The sequence below is a fragment of the Mucilaginibacter sp. UYNi724 genome (assembly GCF_054057495.1).
The window spans coordinates 36,595-60,070 of sequence record NZ_JBSRZI010000020.1; the positions used below are offsets into that span (position 1 = coordinate 36,595).

Consider the following 23,476-nt stretch of genomic DNA (forward strand, 5'->3'; position numbering starts at 1 on the left):
GTTACAAGGTTTTATGTTAAATGTTGGTTAACGAATGTTAAAGTTTGGTAATGAGTAAATTGAGTAGCTATATATTTTACCACCTAATAAAATGTTAGCTTAAAGGCCGCCACCGTCATTTTCAGATATATTAGCCAAATCGCTTCAAAATCTTAACTTTGTGTCCTCAAAAATTAGGAATTAATAATGTTTGAAAATTTATCAGATAAACTCGACAGGGCGTTTAAAGTACTGAAGGGACAGGGATCAATAACAGAAATAAACGTGGCCGAAACCATGAAAGAGATTCGCAAAGCTCTTTTAGATGCCGACGTTAACTATAAAACCGCCAAAACCTTTACAGATGATGTAAGGACGAAGGCAATGGGCGAAAACGTGCTTACCTCAATTTCTCCGGGCCAGTTGCTTACCAAATTGATGAACGACGAGCTGACCGAGCTAATGGGCGGCACCACTGCCGAACTTGAGCTTAAAGCATCGCCAACCATTATTTTGATAGCAGGTTTGAATGGCGCGGGTAAAACCACGTTTGCCGGCAAACTGGCTAACTATTTAAAAATACAAAAAGGCAAAAAACCACTATTGGTTGCCGATGATATTTACCGCCCCGCGGCTATTACACAATTACAGGTTTTAGGCGAGCAGATAGGGGTTCCTGTTTATGCCAACCTCGAGTCGAAAGACCCGATCGCTATTGCGCGTGAAGGTATTGCGCTGGCTAAGCAAAATGGCAATAACGTGGTTATTATTGATACCGCCGGCCGTTTAGCTATAGACGAAGCCATGATGGTGGAGATAGAGCAGGTTAAAGCTGCCGTTAACCCGCACGAGATACTATTTGTGGTAGATTCCATGACGGGCCAGGATGCTGTAAACACCGCTAAGGTGTTTAACGACCGCCTTGATTTTACCGGTGTGGTTTTAACCAAGCTGGATGGTGACACCCGTGGTGGTGCGGCATTATCCATCAAATCGGTTGTTAATAAGCCTATTAAATTTATTGGTACGGGCGAAAAAATGGAAGCGCTTGACGTTTTCCACCCTGATCGTATGGCATCAAGGATTTTGGGCATGGGCGACGTGGTTTCTCTTGTTGAACGCGCGCAACAGCAGTTTGACGAGAAAGAAGCCGCCGAACTACAACGCAAGATCCGAAAGAACAAATTTGACTTTAACGATTTTTACGGCCAGATTCAGCAGATCAAAAAAATGGGTAACATGAAAGATCTGATGGGCATGATACCGGGCGTAGGTAAAATGATGAAAGATGTTGAAGTAAGCGACGATTCATTCAAAGGTATCGAAGCCATCATCAACTCGATGACCCCTAAAGAAAAAGAAAACCCGGACCTGATCAACCCAAGCCGCCGCAACCGTATAGCCAAAGGCTCGGGCACCGACTTGCAGGAAGTTAACCGCCTCATGAAACAGTTTGACGATATGCGTAAAATGATGAAACAAATGAGTAACCCCGCAGCCATGGCCAACATGATGCGCAGGATGCCTAAAATGTAACGATCATAAAAATGAATAGAAAAGCCCCGACCATGTTGGGGCTTTTCCGTTTGTATCAATTATCTTTAACTCATGAAACGCCTACTTCTCTTTATCGTAATATTTTCATCGCTTTCTGTAGGCGCGCAAACTAAAAAAGTTACCCATTCGGAATTTAAAACATGGAGCAGAGAAGTTTACTATGTTTTAAAATCTGACAAGAATGTTCGGGAGGGCGAGTATCAAAAGTATTCGTCTGCCGGATCTCACTCAGAATTGTTGGTTGATGGTTATTACCGTAATAATTTAAAGGATAGTGTTTGGAAATATTATTCGGATAGCAAACTGGTTGGGAAAGGCAATTATAAAAACGGAGAAAAGGTTGGTGAGTGGATTGGATATACCCGAGGTTTTGAAAGTTTCAAATACAATTTCAGTAAAAATGAAATGGTTGCATTTATCAATAACCCCGGCGATTCAACCCAAACAAGTAGTATTATCACAGATTCAAACGCAGGCGTGGTATTCGACAGGCAACCTATTTATGTAAGCGGAATTACCTCATTATTTCGAAACATTTCAAATTCCGTTAAGTACCCCGCGGAAGCGCGAGAGGCCCGCAAGCAAGGCGAAGTCATTATTGGTTTTACTGTTGATGAAAAAGGCACAACTGGCAATTACATTGCTAAAACCAATCTTGGGTACGGACTTGAAACTACCGCGCTAAATGCTGTTAAAAATGTTTTGGGGGAGTGGGTGCCGGCCGTGGTAAATGGTAAGCCGGCCGCTGTTCAATGTGAATTATCCTTATTATTCGCTATATATACAGGCGAAAATGTGTTGCCAAAGACTAATCAAATAGTAATTATGGCCGCTGGTGTACCAATTATTCGCTCTTTTTAATATCACGGAAACTTATACAGCACCCCCAGCGCTAAACCTTCTGTAGCCTGCACGCCCGGTTTCGATTTTTTGTCATAAAGTATCGTTCCGTTGATAGATACGTTGATGAGGCGGTTCACTTTGGCCGCAAGGATGGCGTCAAAGCGGTGGCGGGTAAAGCTTAGCTCCTCGCCGTAAGGTACAAACACATCGTAACGAGCGTTAAGGTGCATATTTTTGGCAATGTCTTTATCAAATATGGCTACCATTTGGAAGGCTATATCCGTACGGATACTGTTCCCTCTCTTTACGCCGTAAAGTTCTGTTTGATCTGGCGGCAGGCTATTAAATACTTTATCATCAAGCACAAAGGTTTGCCGGGCGGTACCTGTACCCAAACGGAGGTCGAAATAAGGTGCCGGTTTATACTCAAAACCTATCGATTCTGTTAAGTAACCGGGCGCCATAAAGTTAGAGATCAGCACAGGAGGGTTAACGCCACTTCCGTCGTACTGGTAACCCGTATCAAACTGCGACTCGAAGGTTAACGACCCAAAAAAGAACCAATGCTTGGACATCTGCGTGGCTATCTTATTATCAAAAAAGATCCTGTCATTACTTTTACGGGACGATTGGCCCTTGTTTTTTGATTTACCGTAAAGCAAATTCAACTCAGATGTGTAACTGAATGGCGCTTTATTATATTCAACCCTGTAAATAAAGTTTGACGTTAGGGCAACAGCTGTAACACCACCCGCTGCATAGTTATCGCTAAAAGCGGCCTGACTAAAGTTCAACCCAAAGGTTACAAATTTGCGCCAGTAACTTATCTTATAATCCAGCATGGTAACCGGGATCAGTTCCTGCTGTATTTGTATGGGTGTTGGGGGTACAGGTATGGCATTCTTTTTTGTTTGAATGCGGTACCTATTAAGCAGGTTGGTATCAATTTTTACCGTGTCTTTTTTTACGGTATCGGCAGTTTGCGCGTTTGCGCCAAGCGCCGCTGTGAACATCAGTAGGAGGAATAGTCTGGTACCGGGTTTCAACATAGCCACAAATAAAAAGTAAAAATCTGTTATTTCGATGGTTTAATTAAAAATACCTCGCCCAGCTATACCACCCGCGTTGTTTAAGATAGGTCATATCAGCCTCTTTGGCGTATGCTTCCCGCTCAAAAACGATATTTAAATAGGCATTATTGTGGTTACGGTAAATGGTAAGGTTAATCAGGTAATTGAGAAGGTATGCAATGTAAAAGGGTATCACCAGTAATTCGGCTTGTTGCCGCAGGTGAATACGCTCGTGGTTAATCGTAACGGCATCATTCAATAAACTTTTTTTGTTAACCAATATAAATGGAAACAACGCCATGCCGCTAACCTGTAAAAAGGGCACTACAATTATTTTGTATCTGGCTCCCATTTAACTTGTGGTAAGGGGGCAAGTTCGTATGCATTTGGCCGGCGCTGGTAACGTTTCAAATTCTTGCGGATGTAATCGATAAAATCATAATCGCTTGCTGTGGTAACTAAATAAAAGCCGGGGCGGTATTTGTGCATAAAGTCGGTCAGTTTGGGTTCTTCGAGGTGAGTTATACCCTGTACAAAGCCTTTGTTAAACCGGTAGTCTATGATGTTTTGGCGGTACTCGGCATCTATAAGGCCACGAAGCTTTTCGGCATTACGGCCGCTTTTGCTAAAAGCGTTGTATATGGCATCTATACTAAACCCTATCCCGCCAGAACCAAGGTTCAGCAGATCGGAGTTGTATTGCGACCCATAAATCTTGCTGTATTCTTGCCGTGTATTTGCATACCGCCTTTGCGGGCTTAAAAAGCTATCCCGGATGGTAACCTCTTGCAGGGATATGGCTTTCGGTTTTAAATAGATGGCCAAAGCGGTGTAGTCCTTTATTTTAACGGTATCGGTAAAGTGGTCGGGCTTGGTAAAAACTAATAGGTCGCCGGGTTTGGCGTCAATACTAAACTCGCCCTTAAATGTGTTGTAAACGGTTTTGTTAGCGGTAATGTTAAGCACGTTTACTTTAGCTACACGTGCCTTGCTGTCTTTATCAAACACAATACCGGTAACCTGCCTGGTTTGGGCAAATGTATTAACGCATAAAATGCACAGGAAAAAAGCCGGCCATAACTTCATTACAAAGTTTAAAGCTAAGCGTTTGTGGAGGGATAAACTATACTTTAACAATCTTTAACACACTATTTCACTACAACAAGTTTCTGCCCAAGCTTAATGCCATAGTCAGATAGTTTGTTAAGTGCTTTTAACTCATCAACAGTGATACCAAAACGTTTAGATATACTGTATAGTGTGTCGCCTTGCTTTACGGTATATATTTTATCGTCGGGCGGGGTTTTAGAAATGCTATCCTGTTGGGGTTGATTAATGTTTTCGTTTATTTCGCCTAACACACGGTCCTCGCGTTTTATTTTGGCTAACTCACCTTCCGGTCGGTCGTATTGATCAAGCTGGTATTTGTTGATGATGTTGAGCAATAATTGAGGATATTTTGGATTAGTTGCATAACCGCAAGCCTTAAGCCCATAGGCCCATCTTTTAAAATCGTTCTTGTCCAGTTCGAAAAGGCGGGCGTAATTTTTTTTCTTTAAAAACTCAGAATGGTCGCGGAAAGATTCTTCAGGATTGTTATAAACGCGGAAACAGTCGTTCACGTTATCGTCGTTCTTGTAGTAACTTTCACCTGTCCACGTAGAGCCGCATTTAATTCCGAAGTGGTTATTTGCTACAACAGCCAGGTCGCTGTTGCCGCTGCCGCTTTCAAATAAGCCCTGTGCCAATGTAATACTTGCAGGGATGCCATAGGTGTTCATTTCCTGTATGGCAATAGCTTTAAAACGCTCTATATATTCAAGGGAAGTAAAATCGCGGTGCCCGTCAATTGATGCACGGTTGCGTTTTTGAATGATTTTATTGTTTTTGGATGCTTTTTTGCTGCTAATTACGCTCTTGTGGGCCGAGCACGAAGTAAATAACAAAACGGCAACCATTAATGTGTATATCCTACGCATGCAGTTTTAGCTTTTGTTGGCCAAACTTAAGGTTAAAAATATAATTATTAATTGTTATTGGCTATTTCCTCTTTTTTCGGGGTAGTTGCGGCATCGTCATCGTAGTCATTAAGGTCATATTTATTGATGATACCTAATACCTGTGCCGACCATTTTTTGCTGCTTGCGTAGCCGCTGCGCTGGATGCCTTTTGCCCATCCGTTGTAATCGTACTGGGTAAACTTATCTGCAAGGTGGCTAAATTGCTTACGCTCTGTCATGATGCGGGCAAAATCCTGGAACGATGCCATTACATTGTCGTATCGTTTGTAGGCCGAATGTACCTTTTTGTTTCCTTTATAGTACACTGCGCCACCACTGCCTTTTACACCAAACTGATTGTTTAAATTTTGTGCTATAGCGCTTTTTCCGCTTGCAGACTCATGCATGGCAACGCCTAAAATGATACTTGCCGGTACGCCGGTTTCATGCATTATACGAATGGCATTATCTTTGAACTTCTCGATGTATGATTGTGCTGCGCTTTGAGCCGACGCTGCTGTTGTTGAAGCAAAAAATGCTGAAACTGAAAGAAGTGTAACAGTTAAGAGTTTCTTCATAATTATTTTTTTCTGATGATCAGTAGGCCATCGCGTACAGGTAGAATGAATTTTTCAACCTGTGTGCTAACAGCTATTTGCTCATTTAGTTTGCGGATGCTCTCGGTATCGGCATCTTTTTCGGCGCCAAACACCTTTCCTTTCCACAAAACGTTATCAATTATTATTAAGCCTCCGGGCCTTACTTTATCAATTATTAACTCAAAGTACTTAAAATTATTTCGTTTATCCGCATCAATAAATACTAAATCGAAGATAGTGTCCTCAAAATCAGCTATTATAGCTTCAGCAGGGCCAATATGAAGCTTTATTTTTTTATCCACATTTGTTGATGCAAAGTGTGAATTAAGCAATTCTTCAAATTCGCGGTTAACTTCTATGGTGTGCAAAATGCCGCCTTCTGCCAATCCTTCTGCCAGGCAAATAGCCGAGTAACCGGTAAAAGTGCCTATCTCTAAAATAAGTTTAGGTTGTATCATTTTGCTGAGCATGCTCAGCACCCGGCCCTGGTAATGTCCCGAAAGCATGTGCGGTTTCAATACCTTTAGGTAGGTATCCCGGTTTATTTTTTGCAACGCCTCCGGCTCGGGGTCGCAGTGGTTATCAAGGTAAGCCTGTAAGGCCGGATCAAGGATTTCCATGCCGCAAAAGTAAGAAAATAATTTTAACGCCTTTTTTGCGGAGATAACCACATGTTTCCAAGCGATTTATGTCGTCTTTACATTGCTAAAAAATCGAGCACGGTTTTATTAAATTCCTTCACAATTTCAACAGGGGCGTAATGTGTAGCCCCTTTAAAAATAATCATTTTAGATTTGGGGATAGCTGCCGCAATTGTGCGGGTATGCTTATCCAGTATCAGATCATTTTCCCCGGCCATTACCAACACGGGGGCTTTTATTTTTTTGATGTCGGCAAATGTCAGGTGCGGCTCGGTAAGCAACATAGTAAATAAGCGTGTCTGCATTTTAGCTTTGGCGCTTTTATTATCTTTGTAGAAATTAACGGCTTGTTTTATTTGGTTAAGCACCGTATCTGGCAGAGCCTCGTTTGTAGGAAAAAGGTTTGCGCCCATTATAGCCAGCTTATTTACATACTTTTGGTATTTTACTGCCATAATTAGGCCCGTGTTACCACCATCGCTCCAGCCTAAAATATTTGCTTTTTTTATGTGCAGCGAATCCATCAGCTCCTTCATATCCTCGGCAAACAAGTCGTAGCTTAATGGGCCGGTTGTTTCATCAATGCTTCTGCCTTGGCCGCGTGTATCTACAGCAATTACCTTATACTTTTTTGATAACGCCCCGATCTGGAAATTAAATGCGTAGATCTCCTGGCTGTTGCCATGCAATAATAGTAACGGCTCGCCGCTACCGTAGGTTTCGTAATAAAGATTAGCATCCTTTAACTTCACGGTGCCGGATGCTGCCTTGTTACTGCCATAAGGGATAGGGTGCGGGTCGTAATCGGGGTTAAGTTTTGCCTGCTTAATATCTACTCCATCTATCAATATCTCGGCATCATCAACCCAAAGTTTACCGGGGCCGCTTAAAATTGGGGTGACATATATCGTATGCGCGTCTATAGGGATCTCGGCTTTGATACTGTATTGTGCCCAATCTTTAGTGCCTTTTATTTGTAGCCCCTGCATGCTTTTATACTGCACCATTTTAGGTAGGGCATTGTCAATACGGATCATGAGCGCGACTGCTTGGATAACATCCGCAAATTTCATCCAGGCCTTAAACTCTATGTTTTTACCAATAAACTTTGCGGGGATCTCTTGCACAACGCTTGCATAGGCCCACGTATCGCCGGGCTCGGTTTGTTCTATTTGCAAAGATCGTTCGCCACTATGTTTCTCGGTTGTGGTTGTTTCGCATTTATAACCTTTCGATTCGTAAAACATGCGCCATTTGTTTGGCAGTGACTTGCCTGGCCCGACGTTTTCAAACCCAAGATTATAAGCTGTATCAATCGCCGGTGTTTGTGCGAAAAGCGCCGACGAAAGAAATAGCGACGCGAATAATACTAATAGGTGTTTCATGGCGTGATGTTTTCCCAAAGCTATTTGTTTACGTGCAGATTTTGCGGCACTTAACAAACTTTAACACGGGACGCTTTTAAGCGCCTATTTTCTGCTTAAGGAATCGCCCATATTTAAACTGTCAAACCAACGGTTTTGTTCACGTTCACGGCCGTGAACGGCATGGATATTTTTAAATCTCTTTATAATCAGCAGTTTACATATTTAGGTGCTGGCGAAACACTAACTTTTGAAGCGCTGCCTTGATAATGGCAATCAATATTTAGAAGCTTTTACTCATCCAGCTTTGCAGCAATATCACTGCCGATATGGTATCTACCAGTTCCTTATTCTGCCGGGCCTTTTTACCCATTCCACTTTGGGCGATGGTAGCCGATGCCATTTTAGAGGTAAAGCGCTCGTCGAACATTTCTACCGGGATCTCGGGGAACGTTTTTTTGAGCAGATTGGCAAAACCCTTTACATGCATGGCCGATTGCGAGGGCGTGTTATCCATCTGCTTGGGCTCGCCCAATACAAAACGTTCTACTTGCTCGGTTACCAGGTATTTTTTTAGATAGTCGATAATTTTTAGCGGATGAATAGTATCCAGCCCCGTCGCGATGATCTGCATCGGGTCGGTAACGGCAATGCCGATCCGCTTGGTGCCGTAATCGAAAGCCATTATGCGCATAGGATTTTAGATTTTAGATGTACGATTTTAGATTTGAGCATGGCTTAACTATATCTGCAAATGTGCGGATTATTTGTGTTTGTGTTCTTCGCGTCGGCTAAATCTAACATCTAAAATCGTACATCTAAAATCAATTCGCTATTTTGCACCAAATGCGGTTTAAGGATATTATAGGGCAAGGGGCAATTAAGCAAAGGTTGATTACCTCGGTAAACGAGAACAGGGTAAGCCACGCTCAGTTGTTTTTAGGGCCCGAAGGTGCGGGAGGATTGGCATTGGCAGTTGCTTACGCGCAATATCTATCGTGCGAGGATAAGCAGCCGGAAGATTCTTGCGGGGTATGTTCATCGTGCCGCAAATACCAAAAACTGATGCACCCCGATCTGCATTTTTCTTACCCTTTTTTCGCCAAGCATAAGGATGATACCGCGCTTACCTTTATTGAGCAGTGGCGCGATGCCTTTACGGCCCACCCATATTTAAGCCTCGATATTTGGCGTGGCTATTTGGAAGCCGACAACAAACAGGCCAATATCAACATTGCCGAGTGCCACCAGATCATCAAAAAACTCAGCTTTAAGCCATTCGAATCGGTTTACAAGGTCCTGATCCTTTGGCTGCCCGAGTATCTTGATAAAGAGGGTAACGCCCTGTTAAAAATGATAGAGGAGCCACAGCCAAATACGCTGTTCATACTTGTGGCCCAAAACCAGGACCAGATCCTGAACACCATATTATCGCGTACACAACTCATCAAAATACCTTGTTTAAATTACGAGGATATTAAAGGCGAGCTAATTGACAAATACCATCAAACGGAAACCGCCGCCTCGCAAATTGCTTATTTAAGTAATGGCAATATGACCGAGGCTTTGGCTATGTTACAACACGATACCAAAAGCTACCATGAGCTGTTTGTACAATGGCTGCGCTTGTGTTTTAGTAATAAGGTGCCGGAGATACTAAGTTTTGTTGATCAAATGTCTAAGATGGGCCGGGAAAACCAAAAGAACTTTTTACGATACGGCACCAGTTTTATCCGCGAGTGTACGCTGCTGCGCGCCGGGGCCGAACGGATCGTAAAACTGCCGGAGCAGGAAATGGGAACCGCTAAAAAGATGTCGGCGGTGATCAATAATGCACAGGCACAAGCTATCATAAGCGAGCTGGAAAAGGCTCATTATCATATAGAACGTAATGCTAACCCTAAAATCTTGTTTTTAGACGTATCTTTACAAATTATAATAGTTCTAAATTTGAAAACTGTCCCTGCGGGGAATCATTATATACCGAATTAATTATGGGATGCGGAAGTTGCTCAACAGGCGGCGGTTGTTCGCCTGCAGGCTGCAAAAGTAATGGCTCTTGCCTTACAAATGGTTGCAGCAAATTAGATGTACACGATTGGCTATCGCACATGGATATGCCAACTAACTATAAACCTTACTCAATAATCGAAGTAAAATTCAAGGGATCGCGTAAGGAGTTTTATCACAACAACGATAATATTTACCTGGAAGCCGGCGACCTGGTTGCTGTAGAAACCACCACGGGTGGCTATGATATTGGCCATGTATCTATCACCGGCGAACTTGTGCGCATGCAAATGACCAAGCGCCATGTAAAGGAGGCAGACGTTGTTAAAAAGATCTATCGCCGCGCTACCGTTGCCGATGTTGACAAGTGGAAACTTGCCAAGGATATGGAGTGGGAAACCATGCATAAATCGCGCACGCTGGCATTAGAGCTAAAGTTATCTATGAAGATAAGCGATGTAGATTACCAGGGCGATAAAACCAAGGCAACCTTTTACTACACAGCAGAAGGCCGCGTAGATTTTAGGGAACTGATCAAAAAAATGGCGGAGAGTTTCCGTATTCGGATCGAGATGCGCCAGATTGGTATGCGCCAGGAAGCAAGCCGCTTAGGTGGTATCGGTTCATGTGGCCGCGAGCTTTGCTGCAGCACCTGGTTAACGGATTTTAAGACCGTTTCTACATCTGCAGCGCGATACCAAAACCTATCTTTAAACACGTTAAAACTTGCCGGCCAATGTGGCAAGTTAAAGTGCTGTTTAAATTACGAGCTGGATACTTACATGGATGCGTTAAAGCACATCCCCGATAATGTGAATGTGCTTAAAACCGAAAAAGGGGATGCGCGACTGCAAAAAACCGACATCTTTAAAAAGATAATGTGGTTTAGCTACCCACGCGAAGAAGCATGGGTGCCTATGCCAATTGCCAAGGTAAAGGAAATTCAACAACAGAACCGCGAGGGGATTATCCCTGCCGATCTGGGTGAAATGGTTGAGATGGAGAACACACCGGCAAAAGCATTGGATTACGAGAATGTTGTAGGCCAGGATAGCTTAACCCGCCTGGACGATCGCCGTAACCAAAATCGAAACAAGAGTAATAGCAACAACAATAATAATAACCGCGACCGTAACCGCCGTGGTGGCGATGGCAGACGCGATGGCCAGCAAGCCGCCGGACAACGCCCGGAAGGTAGTGGCAGAGAAAACCGCTCGCAGGGCAACCGTGCCGAAGGTGATAGGCCGCAAGGCAATCGCCAGCAGCAACAACAAGGAGGCAATAAGCCGGATGGGCAGCCAAGGCCGGAAGGTGGGGGCAACCGACCACAGGGCAACAGGCCCGACGGTAACCGCCAGCAACAGCAACAAGGAGGTAACCGCCCCGAAGGGCAGCAAGCCGGCGGGCAAAAGCCCGAAGGCGGTGGTGAAAACCGACCGCAGGGTAACCGCAATAACAACAGGCGCAACAACAACCGCCCAAGGCCAAATAACCCAAACAACAACCAACCCCGTACCGATAACCCGGGCGGCGGCAGTGCAGAATAAATGAATGCTTTAAAATATCTTTTCGGTGGCTTAATAACCCTTGTGCTTTTTACAGCACAAGGCTGCACCGATCCTAACGCGGTTATTGATCAGAATACAGAGATCGCCAATCACAATTGGTCGTACGTTAACCGGGTTAAATTTGATGTTAAGATAGATGATATAAGCGTGCCCTATAACCTTTATTTTAACCTGAGGGTTAGCGGTAGTTATAAATACTCCAATATGTTCGCGCTGCTGTTCCAGACGTCGCCGGGCAAAAAAACGCATACCACCCGTTACGAATTTACGCTGGCTACCAAAGATGGCGAATGGCTGGGTAGCGGCAGTGGCAACCTGTACAGCTACCAGTTGCCTTTACGTACCAACTATAAATTCCCGGCCAAAGGGGTTTACCATTTCGAGGTTGAGCAAAACATGCGCGATAATCCCCTCCACGAAGTTATAGATGCCGGTTTAAGGGTAGAGAAAGCGCAGTAAAAATCTTCATTCCAAATAATTAAAACCTGTAATAAATCCGTTTGTAGTTAAAGTACACCATCGTACTTAATTATGAAAAAGTTATTTGTTTATCTGTTTTTAATTACGGCAATCGCCATAACTTCTTGTAAAGGGAAAACTGCAGGCAATGCCGGCGATACCACCGCAGCGGATTCCGGGCAAGCCCATGTAGGCAACGAGAGCCCTGCAGATACTAATAAACTGCTTACCACACCAACCGAAACCGGTGGCAAGGATAGCAGCGGCAATGGAAGCGGAAATACTAATGCGCCAAAGGATACGCTTAAAAGCAATCCGTAAATTACTAAGCATTTTATATTAATGCTAAAATCACTACATTCGTTTTGCTAATATTTTTATCAAAATGGACGTTTTAGTTTTAGGTTTCTCTATAGTTATATTGCTGATAGCGGTCTTTATTTTTTTGAAGCGCCCTGCCTCAAATGGTTTTTCTGCGGATGAGTTTGCTAACCTGAAAGTAGAAAATGAAGCGTTAAAAATAGCGGTAGCCCAGGCAGAACAAAAAGCTGCCGGTTTATTGTCCGAAAAGGAAAACATCACCAAACTTTTAAAGGATGAGCAAAACCGGCTGCTCGACGAACTATTGTACGAGCGTGGCCAATTGGCCCAGGCTAATCAGTCATTAGAATCGTCCCGGTCCTACTTTAAGGCACAACAGGAAAAACTTGCCGAGCAAAAAGGGGACATCGAAAATACCCGCAAGCATTTTCAGCGCGAGTTTGAGAATGTGGCTGAGAAGCTGTTAAAAGAAAAATCGCGGGAGTTTGCGGATGTGAATAAGCTGAGCATCGATACCATCCTAAACCCGCTTAAAGAAAATATTAAAGCTTTCGAGGAAAAAGTAGACAAGGTTTACAACATGGAAGCCGCCGAGCGCAACACGCTTAAAGGGGTTATTACCCAATTGATGGACCTGAACAAACTGATCAGTACAGAAGCATCTAACTTAACCAAAGCATTAAAAGGCGACAACAAAAAACAAGGTAACTGGGGCGAGGTAATATTGGAGAAAGTTTTAGAGCGTAGCGGCCTGGTGCGCGACCGGGAATACCGGGTACAAGCCAGCCTGAACAGCGTAGATGGCGGCAGGTTGCAGCCCGATGTGATAATTGACCTTCCGGATGAAAAGCATTTGATAATCGATTCTAAAGTGTCGCTTATCGCTTACGAGCGTTTGGTGAATTGCGAAACGGAAGAGGAGCGGAAGCTTTACTCAAAAGCGCATATCGAATCGTTACGCAATCATGTGCACGGCTTGTCATCAAAAAGCTACCACGACCTGTACCAGGTAAACTCTCCCGATTTTGTATTGCTTTTTGTGCCGATAGAATCTTCCTTCAGCTTTGCAGTACAATTGGATGCAGACCTGTTTAGCGATGCCTGGGATAAGCGGGTGGTAATTGTTAGCCCAAGTACCTTGTTAGCCACCCTGCGCACCATTGCCAGCATTTGGAAACAGGAACGCCAAAACCGGAACGTGCTGGAGATTGCCCGCCTTAGCGGTGAGATGTACGATAAATTTGTGGGCTTTGTTGGCGATATGGAAGGCATCGGCAAAAATATAAAGCAAAGCCAGGACAACTACGATAAAGCCCTTAACAAACTAACCGACGGCCGCGGCAACCTAACTGTTACTGCCGAAAAAATCAAAAAATTAGGTGCTAAGGCTAATAAGCAGATAGATCAGAAATATATTGGGGAGGAATAGTTGGCAGTTACAGGTTGGCTTTAGCACGAGCAACTGCAAACTTAAAACTACCTACTGCTCACTGGATTTAAACGCGTTCCACCCTTGCGCCTTTAACTCGTGCTGGTTGCCCGATTTTGTGATTAGGTTACAGCCTTCGTTAGGCTCGGTGATATAGCCAATGATAGAGAAGTCAATCTTGTGTTTTATCTTGTCGTAATCGGCTTGTTTCACGGTGAAGAGCAGTTCGTAATCTTCGCCACCACTTAGGGCGCATACGGTTGGGTCGAGGCCAAACTCGCGGGCGGTTTCGTAAGTCATCGGGTCGATAGGGATCTTTTCTTCATATAATTTGCAGCCCTTATTGCTTTGCTTGCAAATGTGTAATACCTCCGATGCTAAACCGTCAGAGACATCTATCATGGCCGTTGGTTTAACACTCAATTCTTTCAATAAATCGATAATATCTTTTCGGGCTTCCGGTTTTAACTGGCGCTCTACTATGTAGTCTTTACCTTCCAGATCGGGCTGGATGTTTGGGTTTTCGATGTAAACCAGTTTCTCGCGCTCTAATAATTGCAGGCCGGTATATGCGCCACCCAAGTCGCCCGATACGCAGATCAGGTCGCCTTCTTCGGCAGTATTGCGATACACCACATCTTTTTCATCGGCGTAACCAATAGAGGTAATGCTGATCACCAAACCTTGTTTTGATGCTGAAGTATCCCCACCTACAATATCCACATTGTAGTTGCCACAAGCCAGGTAAATACCTTCGTACAATTCTTCAACAGCCTCTAACGGAAACTTACTGCTCATGCCGATAGAAACGGTGATCTGGCTGGCCGTACCATTCATGGCGTAAATATCGCTTAGGTTTACCTGCACCGCTTTATAACCTAAATGTTTAAGCGGAGTGTAAGCCAAATCGAAATGGATGCCTTCTAAAAGCAAGTCGGTAGATATCAGGGTTTTCTTTCCCTCAAAATTTAATACCGCCGCATCATCGCCCACGCCTTTTATGGTGCTTTTTTGGGTAAGGGTTATATTCTTGGTTAAGTGGCTTATCAGGCCAAACTCGCCAAGGTTCTCTATATTGGTTTTCTCTTCGTTCTCGAACATAGTATTATTTCCAAAGTGCAAAAATACAAAAGCTTAATACAATAACCTTAAGCTAATTGCTTTATGCGCATGCTGTTATCCCCCCTGTAATATTTATCATACAATAAAATAATTAACATTTGGTTAATACTAAGGGTCTATTTTTGCTTTACTAAACAAGTTTATATGAAAATCAGAAAATTACTTATTTATTCGGCTCTTATACTTGCAGTTGCGAGCTGTAAAAAAGACAATGCCCCAACACAACCGGTAGACCCACCCGTAGTGATAATACCCGCCATGCCAAAACCATATGCAATTACTGAAGGTTTTGAAACGAGTACAAAAGGTAGTTACGCTATTGCCGATGTACAACTGAACACCGGCTTATGGAGTTTCAACGATGCCTTGATCGGTAACCTTGCGGCTGATGTTAAGGCTGGTTTAAAAGCCGTTCGTTTGCGCACGGGCGATATCACTATGAAATTTGATATAACAGGCGTTGAACAAATAAGCATTAAACACGCTAAATATGGTAACGACGACGCCTCTACCTGGCAGTTAATGATGTCGACAGATAGCGGCAGTACATACACTCAGTTAGGTGCAGATATAGCTGAAAATAACACCACCTTAGTTACCGACTCATTTGCGGTTAATACCACCAAAAAGGTACGTTTCCGGATCCAAAAAACAGGCACCACACGGATTAACCTGGATGATATTACGTTTAAGGGTAAAGGTGATGCAGGTATTGTAATTGGCGCACCCGATACAAGCGGCGGTGACGGAAGTACCGACCCCGGTACAGGAACCGGTACCCCAAACGCAGAGCGCGGTGTTACCGTAGGTGCTGATGCACCACCCAATGCCGGCGATAACAGCAACCTTTTAATGGGCAACCCATCGGGCGCGCAGCCGGCCATTGTTATGGTTGATAATTACCTGATAGACCAGGGTTATTACACAGAATCGTACAGCAGTACAAGGGGTACGCCAAACTGGGTTAGCTGGCACTTAGATGCTACTAATATTACAAACGCGGCGCCGCGGGTGGATAATTTTGCAGGATTTATTGGCTTATCAAATACGTTCTACCATGTAGAAAGCACCAGCTACTCAGGGTCGGGTTTTGACAGGGGGCACAATTGTCCGTCTGCAGATAGGACAAGCTCGGCAGATGCAAATTCTGCAACTTTCCTGATGACTAACATGATACCGCAGGCACCCAACAATAACCAGCAAACCTGGGCCAATATGGAAAACTACCTGCGCGAGCAAGTAGTTGCCGGTAACGAGGTTTATATTATTATGGGTAATTACGGTGTAGGTGGTACGGGCTCAAAAGGTACCGTCAACAAAATAAATAACGACCATATCACCGTACCAAGCAATGTATGGAAGGTTGCTGTTATTGTTCCAAAAAGCGATGGTGATGCAAACCGTGTTGCCACTAATACGCGCGTTATTGCAGTTAACACCCCAAACATCAATACCACCAATAGCGATTGGAAACAATACCGCGTAACGGTACGCGATATTGAAACTGCTACAGGTTATAACCTATTATCTAACTTGCCGCAAAGTGTGCAGGATGCTATTGAAACGAAAAAAGATAATCTATAATTTGGGGATCACACCGATCCAGAATTGATTTTACACAAATAGAAAAGGCCTTGCTTATATATTAAGCAAGGCCTTTTTGTAGTATAATGGGCGGTATCTATCCAAATAAGAGCCCAAATACTTCTTCTATCCTACCCACAACTTTTACATCAATGGTGTAGCGCGACAGGTCTAACCGTTTTTTGTCTTTCGCGGCGGTAGGCATATTGTACTTGGAGATAAAGATCTGTTCGAAGCCAAGCTTCTGCGCTTCGGCAATGCGTTGCTCCACCCGGTTAACCGCGCGGATCTCACCGGATAAACCTATCTCGCCTGCGAAACACGTTTTCGCAGGAATGGGGATATCCTCGTGCGATGAAATGATGGCAGCGGCCAGGCCCAGGTCAATAGCGGGGTCTTCTACCCGGATGCCGCCGGTGATATTCAGAAATACATCTTTGGCGCCAAGGCGGAAACCACAACGTTTCTCCAACACGGCCAGCAGCATGCTCATACGTTTGGTGTCAAAGCCGGTTGCAGTTCTTTGAGGCGTACCATAAGCCGATGTGCTTACCAACGCCTGGGTTTCTATCAGCATGGGCCTCATGCCCTCTAATGTGGCAGATATGGTGATGCCGCTTAAAGGCTCGTCCCTTTGCGATAATAAGATCTCTGATGGGTTTGACACCTCGCGCAAGCCCTCGCCCAGCATTTCGTAAATACCGATCTCTGATGATGAGCCGAAACGGTTTTTAATGGTACGCAATATGCGGTAAACATGGTGGCGGTCGCCTTCAAATTGCAATACCGTATCTACCATGTGCTCCAATATCTTCGGTCCGGCTATCATACCATCTTTGGTGATGTGGCCTATCAAAAATACGGGGGTTGATGTTTCCTTCGCAAAACGTAATAGTTCGGCAGTACATTCGCGCACCTGCGATACACTACCCGGGGTAGATTCCACATGCGATGAATGCAGCGTTTGGATAGAATCTATCACCAGGATATCCGGTTGCAATTCTTCTATCTGCTTAAATATATTTTGGGTGGAGGTTTCGGTCAAGATAAAACAACCCTTGCCAAACTCATCTTTTAATTCTTTATTCTTGGCGCGTTCTTGATGGGTATCTAACGACACCAAACGCTCAGCGCGCATTTTAATCTGGTGGTCGCTTTCCTCGCCCGATACATACAGCACCTTTACATTCGGCATGTTAAGTGCCAATTGCAACATCAGGGTAGATTTACCGATGCCCGGCTCGCCACCAATCAGCACTAACGAACCGGCAACAATACCGCCACCCAATACGCGGTTAAACTCCTTGTCGGGGGTAAGCAGGCGATGCTCTTCCTTAAAGGTAATTTCACCTACCTCAACGGGTTTGTGGGCCCGCTGCGATGAAGCCGGGCTTGCCTTCCAGTTAGGAACAGACGCGTTCGACTTTTCTAAAATTTCTTCAACAAAAGTATTCCATTGCTGGCAGCTTGGGCATTTACCCAGCCACTTAGCCGATTCGTAACCACAGCTTTGACAGAAATAAGCGATTTTAGATTTAGCCATTTAATGATGAGCAAATATGAAGATGTACAAATGTGCAGATTTAATCAAGAATCGCAAACAATATTACTAAAATAATTAGTAATATTGTTCCTTATGATCACAAAAAAGAGAATAAACCTTGAACTAACGGTAGCCGAAAAGCTTATATTGAAAAAACATAATATTACCCAAAAAAGTCTTATAGATTTAGCTGTTGATGAAATAATTACATTATTATCCCCTCCTCCGCAACGGGTACAGATAATACAGGCTTTATTTGAATTTCAATCCATACCCTCAGTTGGTATAAGGTTTGCCCACGACCTTATATTTTTAGGATATTATCAACTAACTGATATTAAAGATAAAAGCGGGCCCGATTTGCTGAACGAGTATGAATATAAAATCGGCTATAAAGTAGATCCATGTGTTGAAGACCAGTTTTGGCTGGTGGTTAATTACGCCAACCACCCGAACAGCAAGAATCAATGGTGGGATTTTACGACAGCCCGTAAAGCTTATCGCAGAGAAAATGGCTATCCCGATACCAGGCCTAAAGAGAATATATTTTTCACGAATAAATGATGTAAATAAAAAAGAGCAGATGCTACTTAAAACATCCGCTCTTTCTATATGCGCCCTACGGCAATTATAACTTTATCTCTTCGTCTTTGCTTGAGAAGAACTTGAACTCGGTGATCTGGTAAGCAGGGTTGCTTTTCACTTTTATCCACTGGTTATATTTAAAGTACCATTTCATCTGGCGGTTAAATAAACCTTTTTTAATGTATGCCTCAATGTACGGGTGTACACAAAGCGTAATATTTTTTTCGTTTTGCTCCTCCAGTATATAATTGAAGTTTGTTTCAATATCATCTATCAGCAACACGGTTGGCCTGATGGTACCGGTACCGCCACAAGCGGGGCAAACCTCACTTGTAATGATATTCATTTCGGGCCTTACACGCTGGCGTGTAATTTGGATCAAGCCAAATTTGCTTGGAGGCAAAATGGTGTGTTTAGCACGGTCATCGGCCATTTGGGCTTTCAGATAGTCAAAAAGCTCTTTACGGTTGGTTGGCTTATGCATGTCAATAAAATCGACAACCACTATACCACCCATATCGCGCAGGCGCAACTGGCGTGCAATTTCTTTGGCGGCTTCCTTATTTACCTGGTAAGCATTCTCCTCCTGGTTCTCTTTATTAGCTGTACGGTTACCGCTGTTCACGTCAATAACGTGCAGGGCCTCTGTATGCTCAATAACCAGATAGGCGCCACCGGCAAGGTTTACCGTTTTCCCGAAGGTTGATTTTATCTGCTTATCCACACCATGGTGCTCAAAAATAGGCTCCTTGTGTTTGTGCAAACGTACAATACCTTCCAAATCAGGAGAGATCTCGTGGATATACGACCTAACCTCTTCATACATACTCTGCTCGTTCACATAAATATGTTGAAAATCGGGGTTAAGGATATCCCTCAGGATGGTAGATGTACGGCCAATTTCACCCAATACCTTTTTAGAAGGCTCGGTGCCATGCAGCTTGGTCACAAATGTTTCCCATTTCGATATCAGGTCTAACAGATCTTTCTGCAGTTCCTGCACACCTTTACCCTCAGATACGGTACGTATAATAACGCCGAAATGCTTTGGTTTAATGCTTTCAACCACCTTACGCAGGCGGTTGCGTTCCGTATTGCTTTTGATCTTTTTTGAGATAGATATCACCTCAGAAAAAGGCACTAATACCACGTAACGGCCCGCTATTGACAGGTCGGAACTTAAGCGGGGGCCTTTTGTTGAAATTGGCTCCTTAGCTATTTGTACTGGTACAAGCACGCCTTTTGATAACACATCAGAGATCTTGCCCCCTTTGTTAATATCAGCTTCCGGCTTAAAGTTATCTAAAAGCTTCGATTGGTACCCACCGCTACGTACTTGTTTTGTAAGCTTAAGCAGGCTTTGTACCTGCGGCCCCAAATCAAGGTAATGCAAAAAGGCATCCTTCTCGTAACCTACATCCACAAATGCGGCATTCAGGCTCGGCATAATTTTTTTAATGCGGCCTAAATAAATATCGCCAACAGTATAATTGTTAGTGATCTGCTCTTTGTGGAGTTCTACAAGTTGTTTGTCCTGTAATAATGCAATAGTAGCCCCGTTGGGGGATGAATCGATAATTAATTCTTTTATCAATTGCTACTCCATTTCTTAAAACGGTGCAAAATTGCACCGCGAGTTAATAAGTGGGTAAAAAAACTCACATAAAAACCCCGGCACAGGCCGGGGTAATAAACTACTTAAGTAGCCTATTTTTTCTTATGTCTGTTTTTTCTTAAACGCTTTTTGCGTTTGTGGGTAGCCATTTTATGTCTCTTACGTTTTTTACCGCTTGGCATAGTAATAATGTTTAAATGTGATTATTTATTTCTTTAATTCCTTTATATACTCATCAATGCGCTGGCCTGCAGCAGGGTCGCCCATCAGATCTTTGCATTTTTCATAAGCTGCAATCGCTTCTTTCTTTTTACCCAGCTGTTTATAGCTTTCGGCTAAATAAAAGTATGGCTCAAGTTCTTCTTTTTGCGCAATAAGCGTTTTAAACCTTTCAACCGCTTTTTCGTATTGGCCGCTCTTCATGGCAAACATGCCTAAGTTTAGCAGTGCGTCGTGGTTTTCGGGATCCTGTTTTACCACGTCAAGCAAAAGTGCGATACCTTGCATTGGCGAAGCGCCACCATTTACATAAGCAACACCTAAACCCGTTTTAGCCTCAAGGCTGGCGGGTTGTAGTTTGGTAGCGTTTTTAAATGCATCAACTGCATTTACTACATATGTACCCTGTGCCGATGTATCCTGCGACAATTTGTAAGCCCCGTTAAAATCTTTACCTGCATCTAACCAATCTGCCAGGGCATTGCTTTTTTGAGCAATATCCAGGTAGTAGAAAGCTGCCGGGGCGGGCTGTGCAACGCTATCCCAAAGCTTGGCTAATTGCCTTTGCAGGGTAGCTTTGTCAGCACCACCTGCTGTTTTAAGCTTATTTTCAAGTGTGCTTATTTGTTGTACAACAGAAGCATCAATATTAACCTTTGCCGATGCTGATACCGTAGCCACATTTATATTAGCGTTTGCCTTAACCATTGGTGCAGCACTTGCAGCCATCTGGCCACGTGTTGCCTCTTTGGCTTGCGACAAACCTTTAACCGGTAACGAATACAAATAGCCCATGATAGCAATTACTGCTACGCCGATAACTATTTGTTTAACTTTCATACTGATTATTTGGTTGCTTTAGCTGTTGTTTTGTTACCAGAGCGAACTTTCTCAACAAAAGTTTTAGCCGGTTTAAAACTTGGTACAAAATGCTCGGGTATTATAATGGCAGTATTTTTTGAAATATTACGTGCTGTCTTCTTAGCACGTTTTTTTACTACAAAGCTACCGAAACCTCTTACGTAAACGTTTTCGCCGCCAACCATTGAGGTTTTAACTACTTTGAAAAACGCCTCAACAGTTTCCTGCACGTCCACTTTCTCTATTCCTGTTTTAGATGAGATTTCAGCTATAATTTCTGCCTTGGTCATATCTTGTTTTCTTTTATTTAAATGTATAAATACTTAACTGTTTTGGGGTTGCAAAAGTATCGCTTTAAAATTAAAGAATAAAATAAATAGAAGATTTTTTTTCAGAGGGGGGCAAATGGGCATTTTTCGTCATTAATTATGATACTCAGATGATAAGATGTTAATTTGTACAAGATGGATTTTTCTGCCGAACTGATAAGCTGGTACCATAATAATAAGCGCGATCTGCCCTGGCGGCATACTACCGATGCTTATATCATATGGTTATCTGAAATTATATTACAGCAAACACGGGTAGAGCAGGGCATGCCCTATTTTCATCGTTTTGCAGAAAAATACCCAACCGTAACTGCCTTTGCAGCAGCGCACGAGGATGAAGTGCTGCGTTTATGGCAAGGATTGGGTTACTACTCGCGTGGCCGTAATATGTTAAAAACGGCACAGTTGGTCCAGGAAAAATATAACGGTCTATTCCCGGTTAAATATGACGAGCTTATAAAACTTAAGGGTATAGGTGAATATACCGCGGCGGCAATTTCGTCCTTTTCGGCAAACGAGGCCAGAGCTGTTGTTGATGGCAACGTTTACCGGGTGCTGGCGCGATATTTTGGCGTTGATGAACCAATAAATTCGCCTAAAGGCAAAAAAATGTTCCAGCAATTGGCAAATGAACTGCTAAATAAAGAGCAATCTGCAACGTACAACCAGGCTATTATGGAGTTTGGTGCGATGCTTTGCAAGCCCAAAAAACCTGCTTGTGGTATTTGCCCTGTACATATGGACTGTGTTGCATTTAAAACGAACGCTACAACATATTTACCAGTAAAACTTAAGACGGTAAAAATCCGCAAAAGATTTTTTAACTATATGTTAATATCCGACGGTAAAAAGATATTGATGAATAAACGGGGTGAAGGCGATATTTGGGCAAACATGTACGATTTGCCTTTGATCGAAACGCCCGAATTAATGGAAACTGTTGAGGTTTTAAAGCTGCCGCAGATGGAAGATTTTGGCAGAAACATTGCTTTAAAGGATAATACGGCTATAATAAAACATGTATTAACGCATCAACATTTATTTATAAGGTTTTTTGTACTTAAGGATTTCCCTGAAAAGTTACAGGAAAATTGGTTTTATACCGACGTGGATAAACTGGAAAACTTAGCACTTCCGAAAGCTATTTTTATATTTATAAAATATTTTTTTAATTTCTAAATAATTCTCCGTTAATTTATGGCATGTCTGGAATTAATAAAGTAATACTGGTTGGGCATTTAGGAAAGGACCCGGAAGTACGCCATTTAGAAGGCGGGGTAGCAGTGGCAAGTTTCCCTCTGGCAACATCTGAGACGTTTAATAAAGATGGCCGAAAAGTTGAACAAACCGAGTGGCATAATATTGTTATGTGGCGTGGCCTTGCTGATGTAGCAGCTAAGTTTTTACAAAAAGGTAAGCTGGTTTATATAGAAGGTAAATTACGCACCCGTTCTTTTGAAGACAAAGAAGGCATAAAAAAATACACTACAGAAGTTGTCGCCGAAAACTTTACCATGCTGGGCCGCAAAACAGATTTTGAAAACGAAAGCCCCGCAAAACCGGCCCTTAAAACGTCAGACACCGACGGTTACCGCAATAACGATGCGGATGACCTTCCATTTTAACCAATTACAAACTTACATAGTAAAGCCCCGCCGGTATAACCGCGGGGCTTTTGTTTTGAATGTCTCGTCCTGAAAAAAGTTGACTAATAAATGGTCAACAAAATGAGTTACAAGGTAGTTAAAGTAAAAGGTGAAGCCTCGCATTTAAAGTAT

The 23,476-nt window shown here is 43.2% G+C and carries 24 protein-coding genes; 11 read left to right on the forward strand and 13 right to left on the reverse strand.

Features of this window, described 5'->3' with window-relative positions:
• The first annotated feature begins 186 nt into the window (after window positions 1-186).
• Together ffh and ACVW0P_RS20710 are read left to right on the forward strand one after the other, a co-directional pair.
• Window positions 187-1,515 (forward strand): signal recognition particle protein, encoded by a 1,329-nt coding sequence (gene ffh / locus ACVW0P_RS20705; protein ID WP_457133757.1) that lies wholly within the window; start codon window positions 187-189, stop codon window positions 1,513-1,515.
• A gap of 72 nt (window positions 1,516-1,587) precedes the next feature.
• On the forward strand, window positions 1,588-2,397 hold the full coding sequence (locus ACVW0P_RS20710; protein ID WP_457133758.1) for a TonB family protein: 810 nt from the start codon (window positions 1,588-1,590) through the stop codon (window positions 2,395-2,397).
• A 2-nt stretch (window positions 2,398-2,399) separates the two neighbouring features.
• Here the strand turns inward: ACVW0P_RS20710 and ACVW0P_RS20715 are convergent, their stop codons facing one another.
• From ACVW0P_RS20715 to ruvX, 8 genes are all read right to left on the reverse strand, one after another.
• On the reverse strand, window positions 2,400-3,392 hold the full coding sequence (locus tag ACVW0P_RS20715; protein ID WP_457133759.1) for a DUF3078 domain-containing protein: 993 nt from the start codon (window positions 3,390-3,392) through the stop codon (window positions 2,400-2,402).
• Window positions 3,393-3,471: 79 nt separating this feature from the next.
• Window positions 3,472-3,801: a hypothetical protein gene (locus tag ACVW0P_RS20720; RefSeq protein WP_457133760.1), complete on the reverse strand. Its 330-nt coding sequence runs from the start codon at window positions 3,799-3,801 to the stop codon at window positions 3,472-3,474.
• Window positions 3,780-4,535, reverse strand: coding sequence for a hypothetical protein (locus ACVW0P_RS20725; protein ID WP_457133761.1), 756 nt, complete (start codon window positions 4,533-4,535; stop codon window positions 3,780-3,782). Before ACVW0P_RS20725 ends, ACVW0P_RS20720 begins: the two co-directional genes overlap by 22 nt.
• Before the next feature lie 62 nt (window positions 4,536-4,597).
• A complete protein-coding gene (locus ACVW0P_RS20730; RefSeq protein ID WP_457133762.1) occupies window positions 4,598-5,428 on the reverse strand; it encodes a glucosaminidase domain-containing protein in 831 nt (276 codons plus the stop codon).
• A gap of 47 nt (window positions 5,429-5,475) precedes the next feature.
• Window positions 5,476-6,027 (reverse strand): glucosaminidase domain-containing protein, encoded by a 552-nt coding sequence (locus ACVW0P_RS20735; RefSeq protein WP_354427158.1) that lies wholly within the window; start codon window positions 6,025-6,027, stop codon window positions 5,476-5,478.
• 2 nt (window positions 6,028-6,029) lie between these two features.
• A complete protein-coding gene (locus tag ACVW0P_RS20740; protein WP_457133763.1) occupies window positions 6,030-6,668 on the reverse strand; it encodes an O-methyltransferase in 639 nt (212 codons plus the stop codon).
• A 77-nt stretch (window positions 6,669-6,745) separates the two neighbouring features.
• Window positions 6,746-8,074 carry an alpha/beta fold hydrolase gene (locus ACVW0P_RS20745; protein ID WP_457133764.1) on the reverse strand — a complete coding sequence of 443 codons (1,329 nt, stop codon included), beginning with the start codon at window positions 8,072-8,074 and terminating at the stop codon, window positions 6,746-6,748.
• A 262-nt stretch (window positions 8,075-8,336) separates the two neighbouring features.
• Window positions 8,337-8,747: a Holliday junction resolvase RuvX gene (ruvX, locus tag ACVW0P_RS20750; protein ID WP_354427156.1), complete on the reverse strand. Its 411-nt coding sequence runs from the start codon at window positions 8,745-8,747 to the stop codon at window positions 8,337-8,339.
• 152 nt (window positions 8,748-8,899) lie between these two features.
• Between ruvX and ACVW0P_RS20755 the strand changes: the two genes are divergently transcribed.
• The 5 genes from ACVW0P_RS20755 to ACVW0P_RS20775 all read left to right on the forward strand — a co-directional run bounded on the left by ACVW0P_RS20755 (window position 8,900) and on the right by ACVW0P_RS20775 (window position 13,840).
• Window positions 8,900-10,045, forward strand: a complete 1,146-nt coding sequence (locus ACVW0P_RS20755) for a DNA polymerase III subunit (RefSeq protein ID WP_457133765.1) — start codon at window positions 8,900-8,902, stop codon at window positions 10,043-10,045.
• Window positions 10,046-10,047: 2 nt separating this feature from the next.
• The gene (locus tag ACVW0P_RS20760; protein ID WP_457133766.1) at window positions 10,048-11,610 is read left to right on the forward strand and encodes a PSP1 domain-containing protein; all 1,563 of its coding nucleotides are present in this window, start codon (window positions 10,048-10,050) and stop codon (window positions 11,608-11,610) included.
• Window positions 11,611-12,090, forward strand: a complete 480-nt coding sequence (locus ACVW0P_RS20765; protein WP_457133767.1) for a gliding motility lipoprotein GldH — start codon at window positions 11,611-11,613, stop codon at window positions 12,088-12,090.
• A gap of 72 nt (window positions 12,091-12,162) precedes the next feature.
• Window positions 12,163-12,411, forward strand: coding sequence for a hypothetical protein (locus tag ACVW0P_RS20770; protein ID WP_457133768.1), 249 nt, complete (start codon window positions 12,163-12,165; stop codon window positions 12,409-12,411).
• A 64-nt stretch (window positions 12,412-12,475) separates the two neighbouring features.
• Window positions 12,476-13,840, forward strand: coding sequence for a DNA recombination protein RmuC (locus ACVW0P_RS20775; RefSeq protein WP_457133769.1), 1,365 nt, complete (start codon window positions 12,476-12,478; stop codon window positions 13,838-13,840).
• 51 nt (window positions 13,841-13,891) lie between these two features.
• Here the strand turns inward: ACVW0P_RS20775 and thiL are convergent, their stop codons facing one another.
• On the reverse strand, window positions 13,892-14,941 hold the full coding sequence (gene thiL, locus ACVW0P_RS20780) for a thiamine-phosphate kinase (protein WP_457133770.1): 1,050 nt from the start codon (window positions 14,939-14,941) through the stop codon (window positions 13,892-13,894).
• Between the two features lie 165 nt (window positions 14,942-15,106).
• Here thiL and ACVW0P_RS20785 point away from each other — a divergent pair, with 165 nt between their 5' ends.
• Window positions 15,107-16,546, forward strand: a complete 1,440-nt coding sequence (locus ACVW0P_RS20785; protein ID WP_457133771.1) for a DNA/RNA non-specific endonuclease — start codon at window positions 15,107-15,109, stop codon at window positions 16,544-16,546.
• Window positions 16,547-16,643: 97 nt separating this feature from the next.
• Here the strand turns inward: ACVW0P_RS20785 and radA are convergent, their stop codons facing one another.
• Window positions 16,644-18,089: a DNA repair protein RadA gene (gene radA, locus ACVW0P_RS20790; RefSeq protein WP_457133772.1), complete on the reverse strand. Its 1,446-nt coding sequence runs from the start codon at window positions 18,087-18,089 to the stop codon at window positions 16,644-16,646.
• A gap of 93 nt (window positions 18,090-18,182) precedes the next feature.
• Here radA and ACVW0P_RS20795 point away from each other — a divergent pair, with 93 nt between their 5' ends.
• The gene (locus ACVW0P_RS20795; RefSeq protein WP_457133773.1) at window positions 18,183-18,653 is read left to right on the forward strand and encodes a helix-hairpin-helix domain-containing protein; all 471 of its coding nucleotides are present in this window, start codon (window positions 18,183-18,185) and stop codon (window positions 18,651-18,653) included.
• Between the two features lie 64 nt (window positions 18,654-18,717).
• On the opposite strand, the gene ACVW0P_RS20800 is transcribed toward ACVW0P_RS20795, so the two are convergent.
• The 3 genes from ACVW0P_RS20800 to ACVW0P_RS20810 form a co-directional block, all read right to left on the reverse strand.
• Entirely contained in the window at window positions 18,718-20,268 is a 1,551-nt protein-coding gene (locus tag ACVW0P_RS20800; protein WP_354427138.1) for an Rne/Rng family ribonuclease, read from the reverse strand.
• 228 nt (window positions 20,269-20,496) lie between these two features.
• The gene (locus ACVW0P_RS20805; RefSeq protein ID WP_457133774.1) at window positions 20,497-21,348 is read right to left on the reverse strand and encodes a tetratricopeptide repeat protein; all 852 of its coding nucleotides are present in this window, start codon (window positions 21,346-21,348) and stop codon (window positions 20,497-20,499) included.
• A gap of 5 nt (window positions 21,349-21,353) precedes the next feature.
• A complete protein-coding gene (locus tag ACVW0P_RS20810; protein ID WP_354427135.1) occupies window positions 21,354-21,659 on the reverse strand; it encodes an HU family DNA-binding protein in 306 nt (101 codons plus the stop codon).
• 174 nt (window positions 21,660-21,833) lie between these two features.
• On the opposite strand from ACVW0P_RS20810, the gene mutY reads away from it, so the two are divergent.
• The gene (gene mutY, locus ACVW0P_RS20815) at window positions 21,834-22,877 is read left to right on the forward strand and encodes an A/G-specific adenine glycosylase (protein WP_457133775.1); all 1,044 of its coding nucleotides are present in this window, start codon (window positions 21,834-21,836) and stop codon (window positions 22,875-22,877) included.
• A 23-nt stretch (window positions 22,878-22,900) separates the two neighbouring features.
• Window positions 22,901-23,323, forward strand: a complete 423-nt coding sequence (locus ACVW0P_RS20820; RefSeq protein WP_354427131.1) for a single-stranded DNA-binding protein — start codon at window positions 22,901-22,903, stop codon at window positions 23,321-23,323.
• Window positions 23,324-23,476 lie beyond the last annotated feature (153 nt).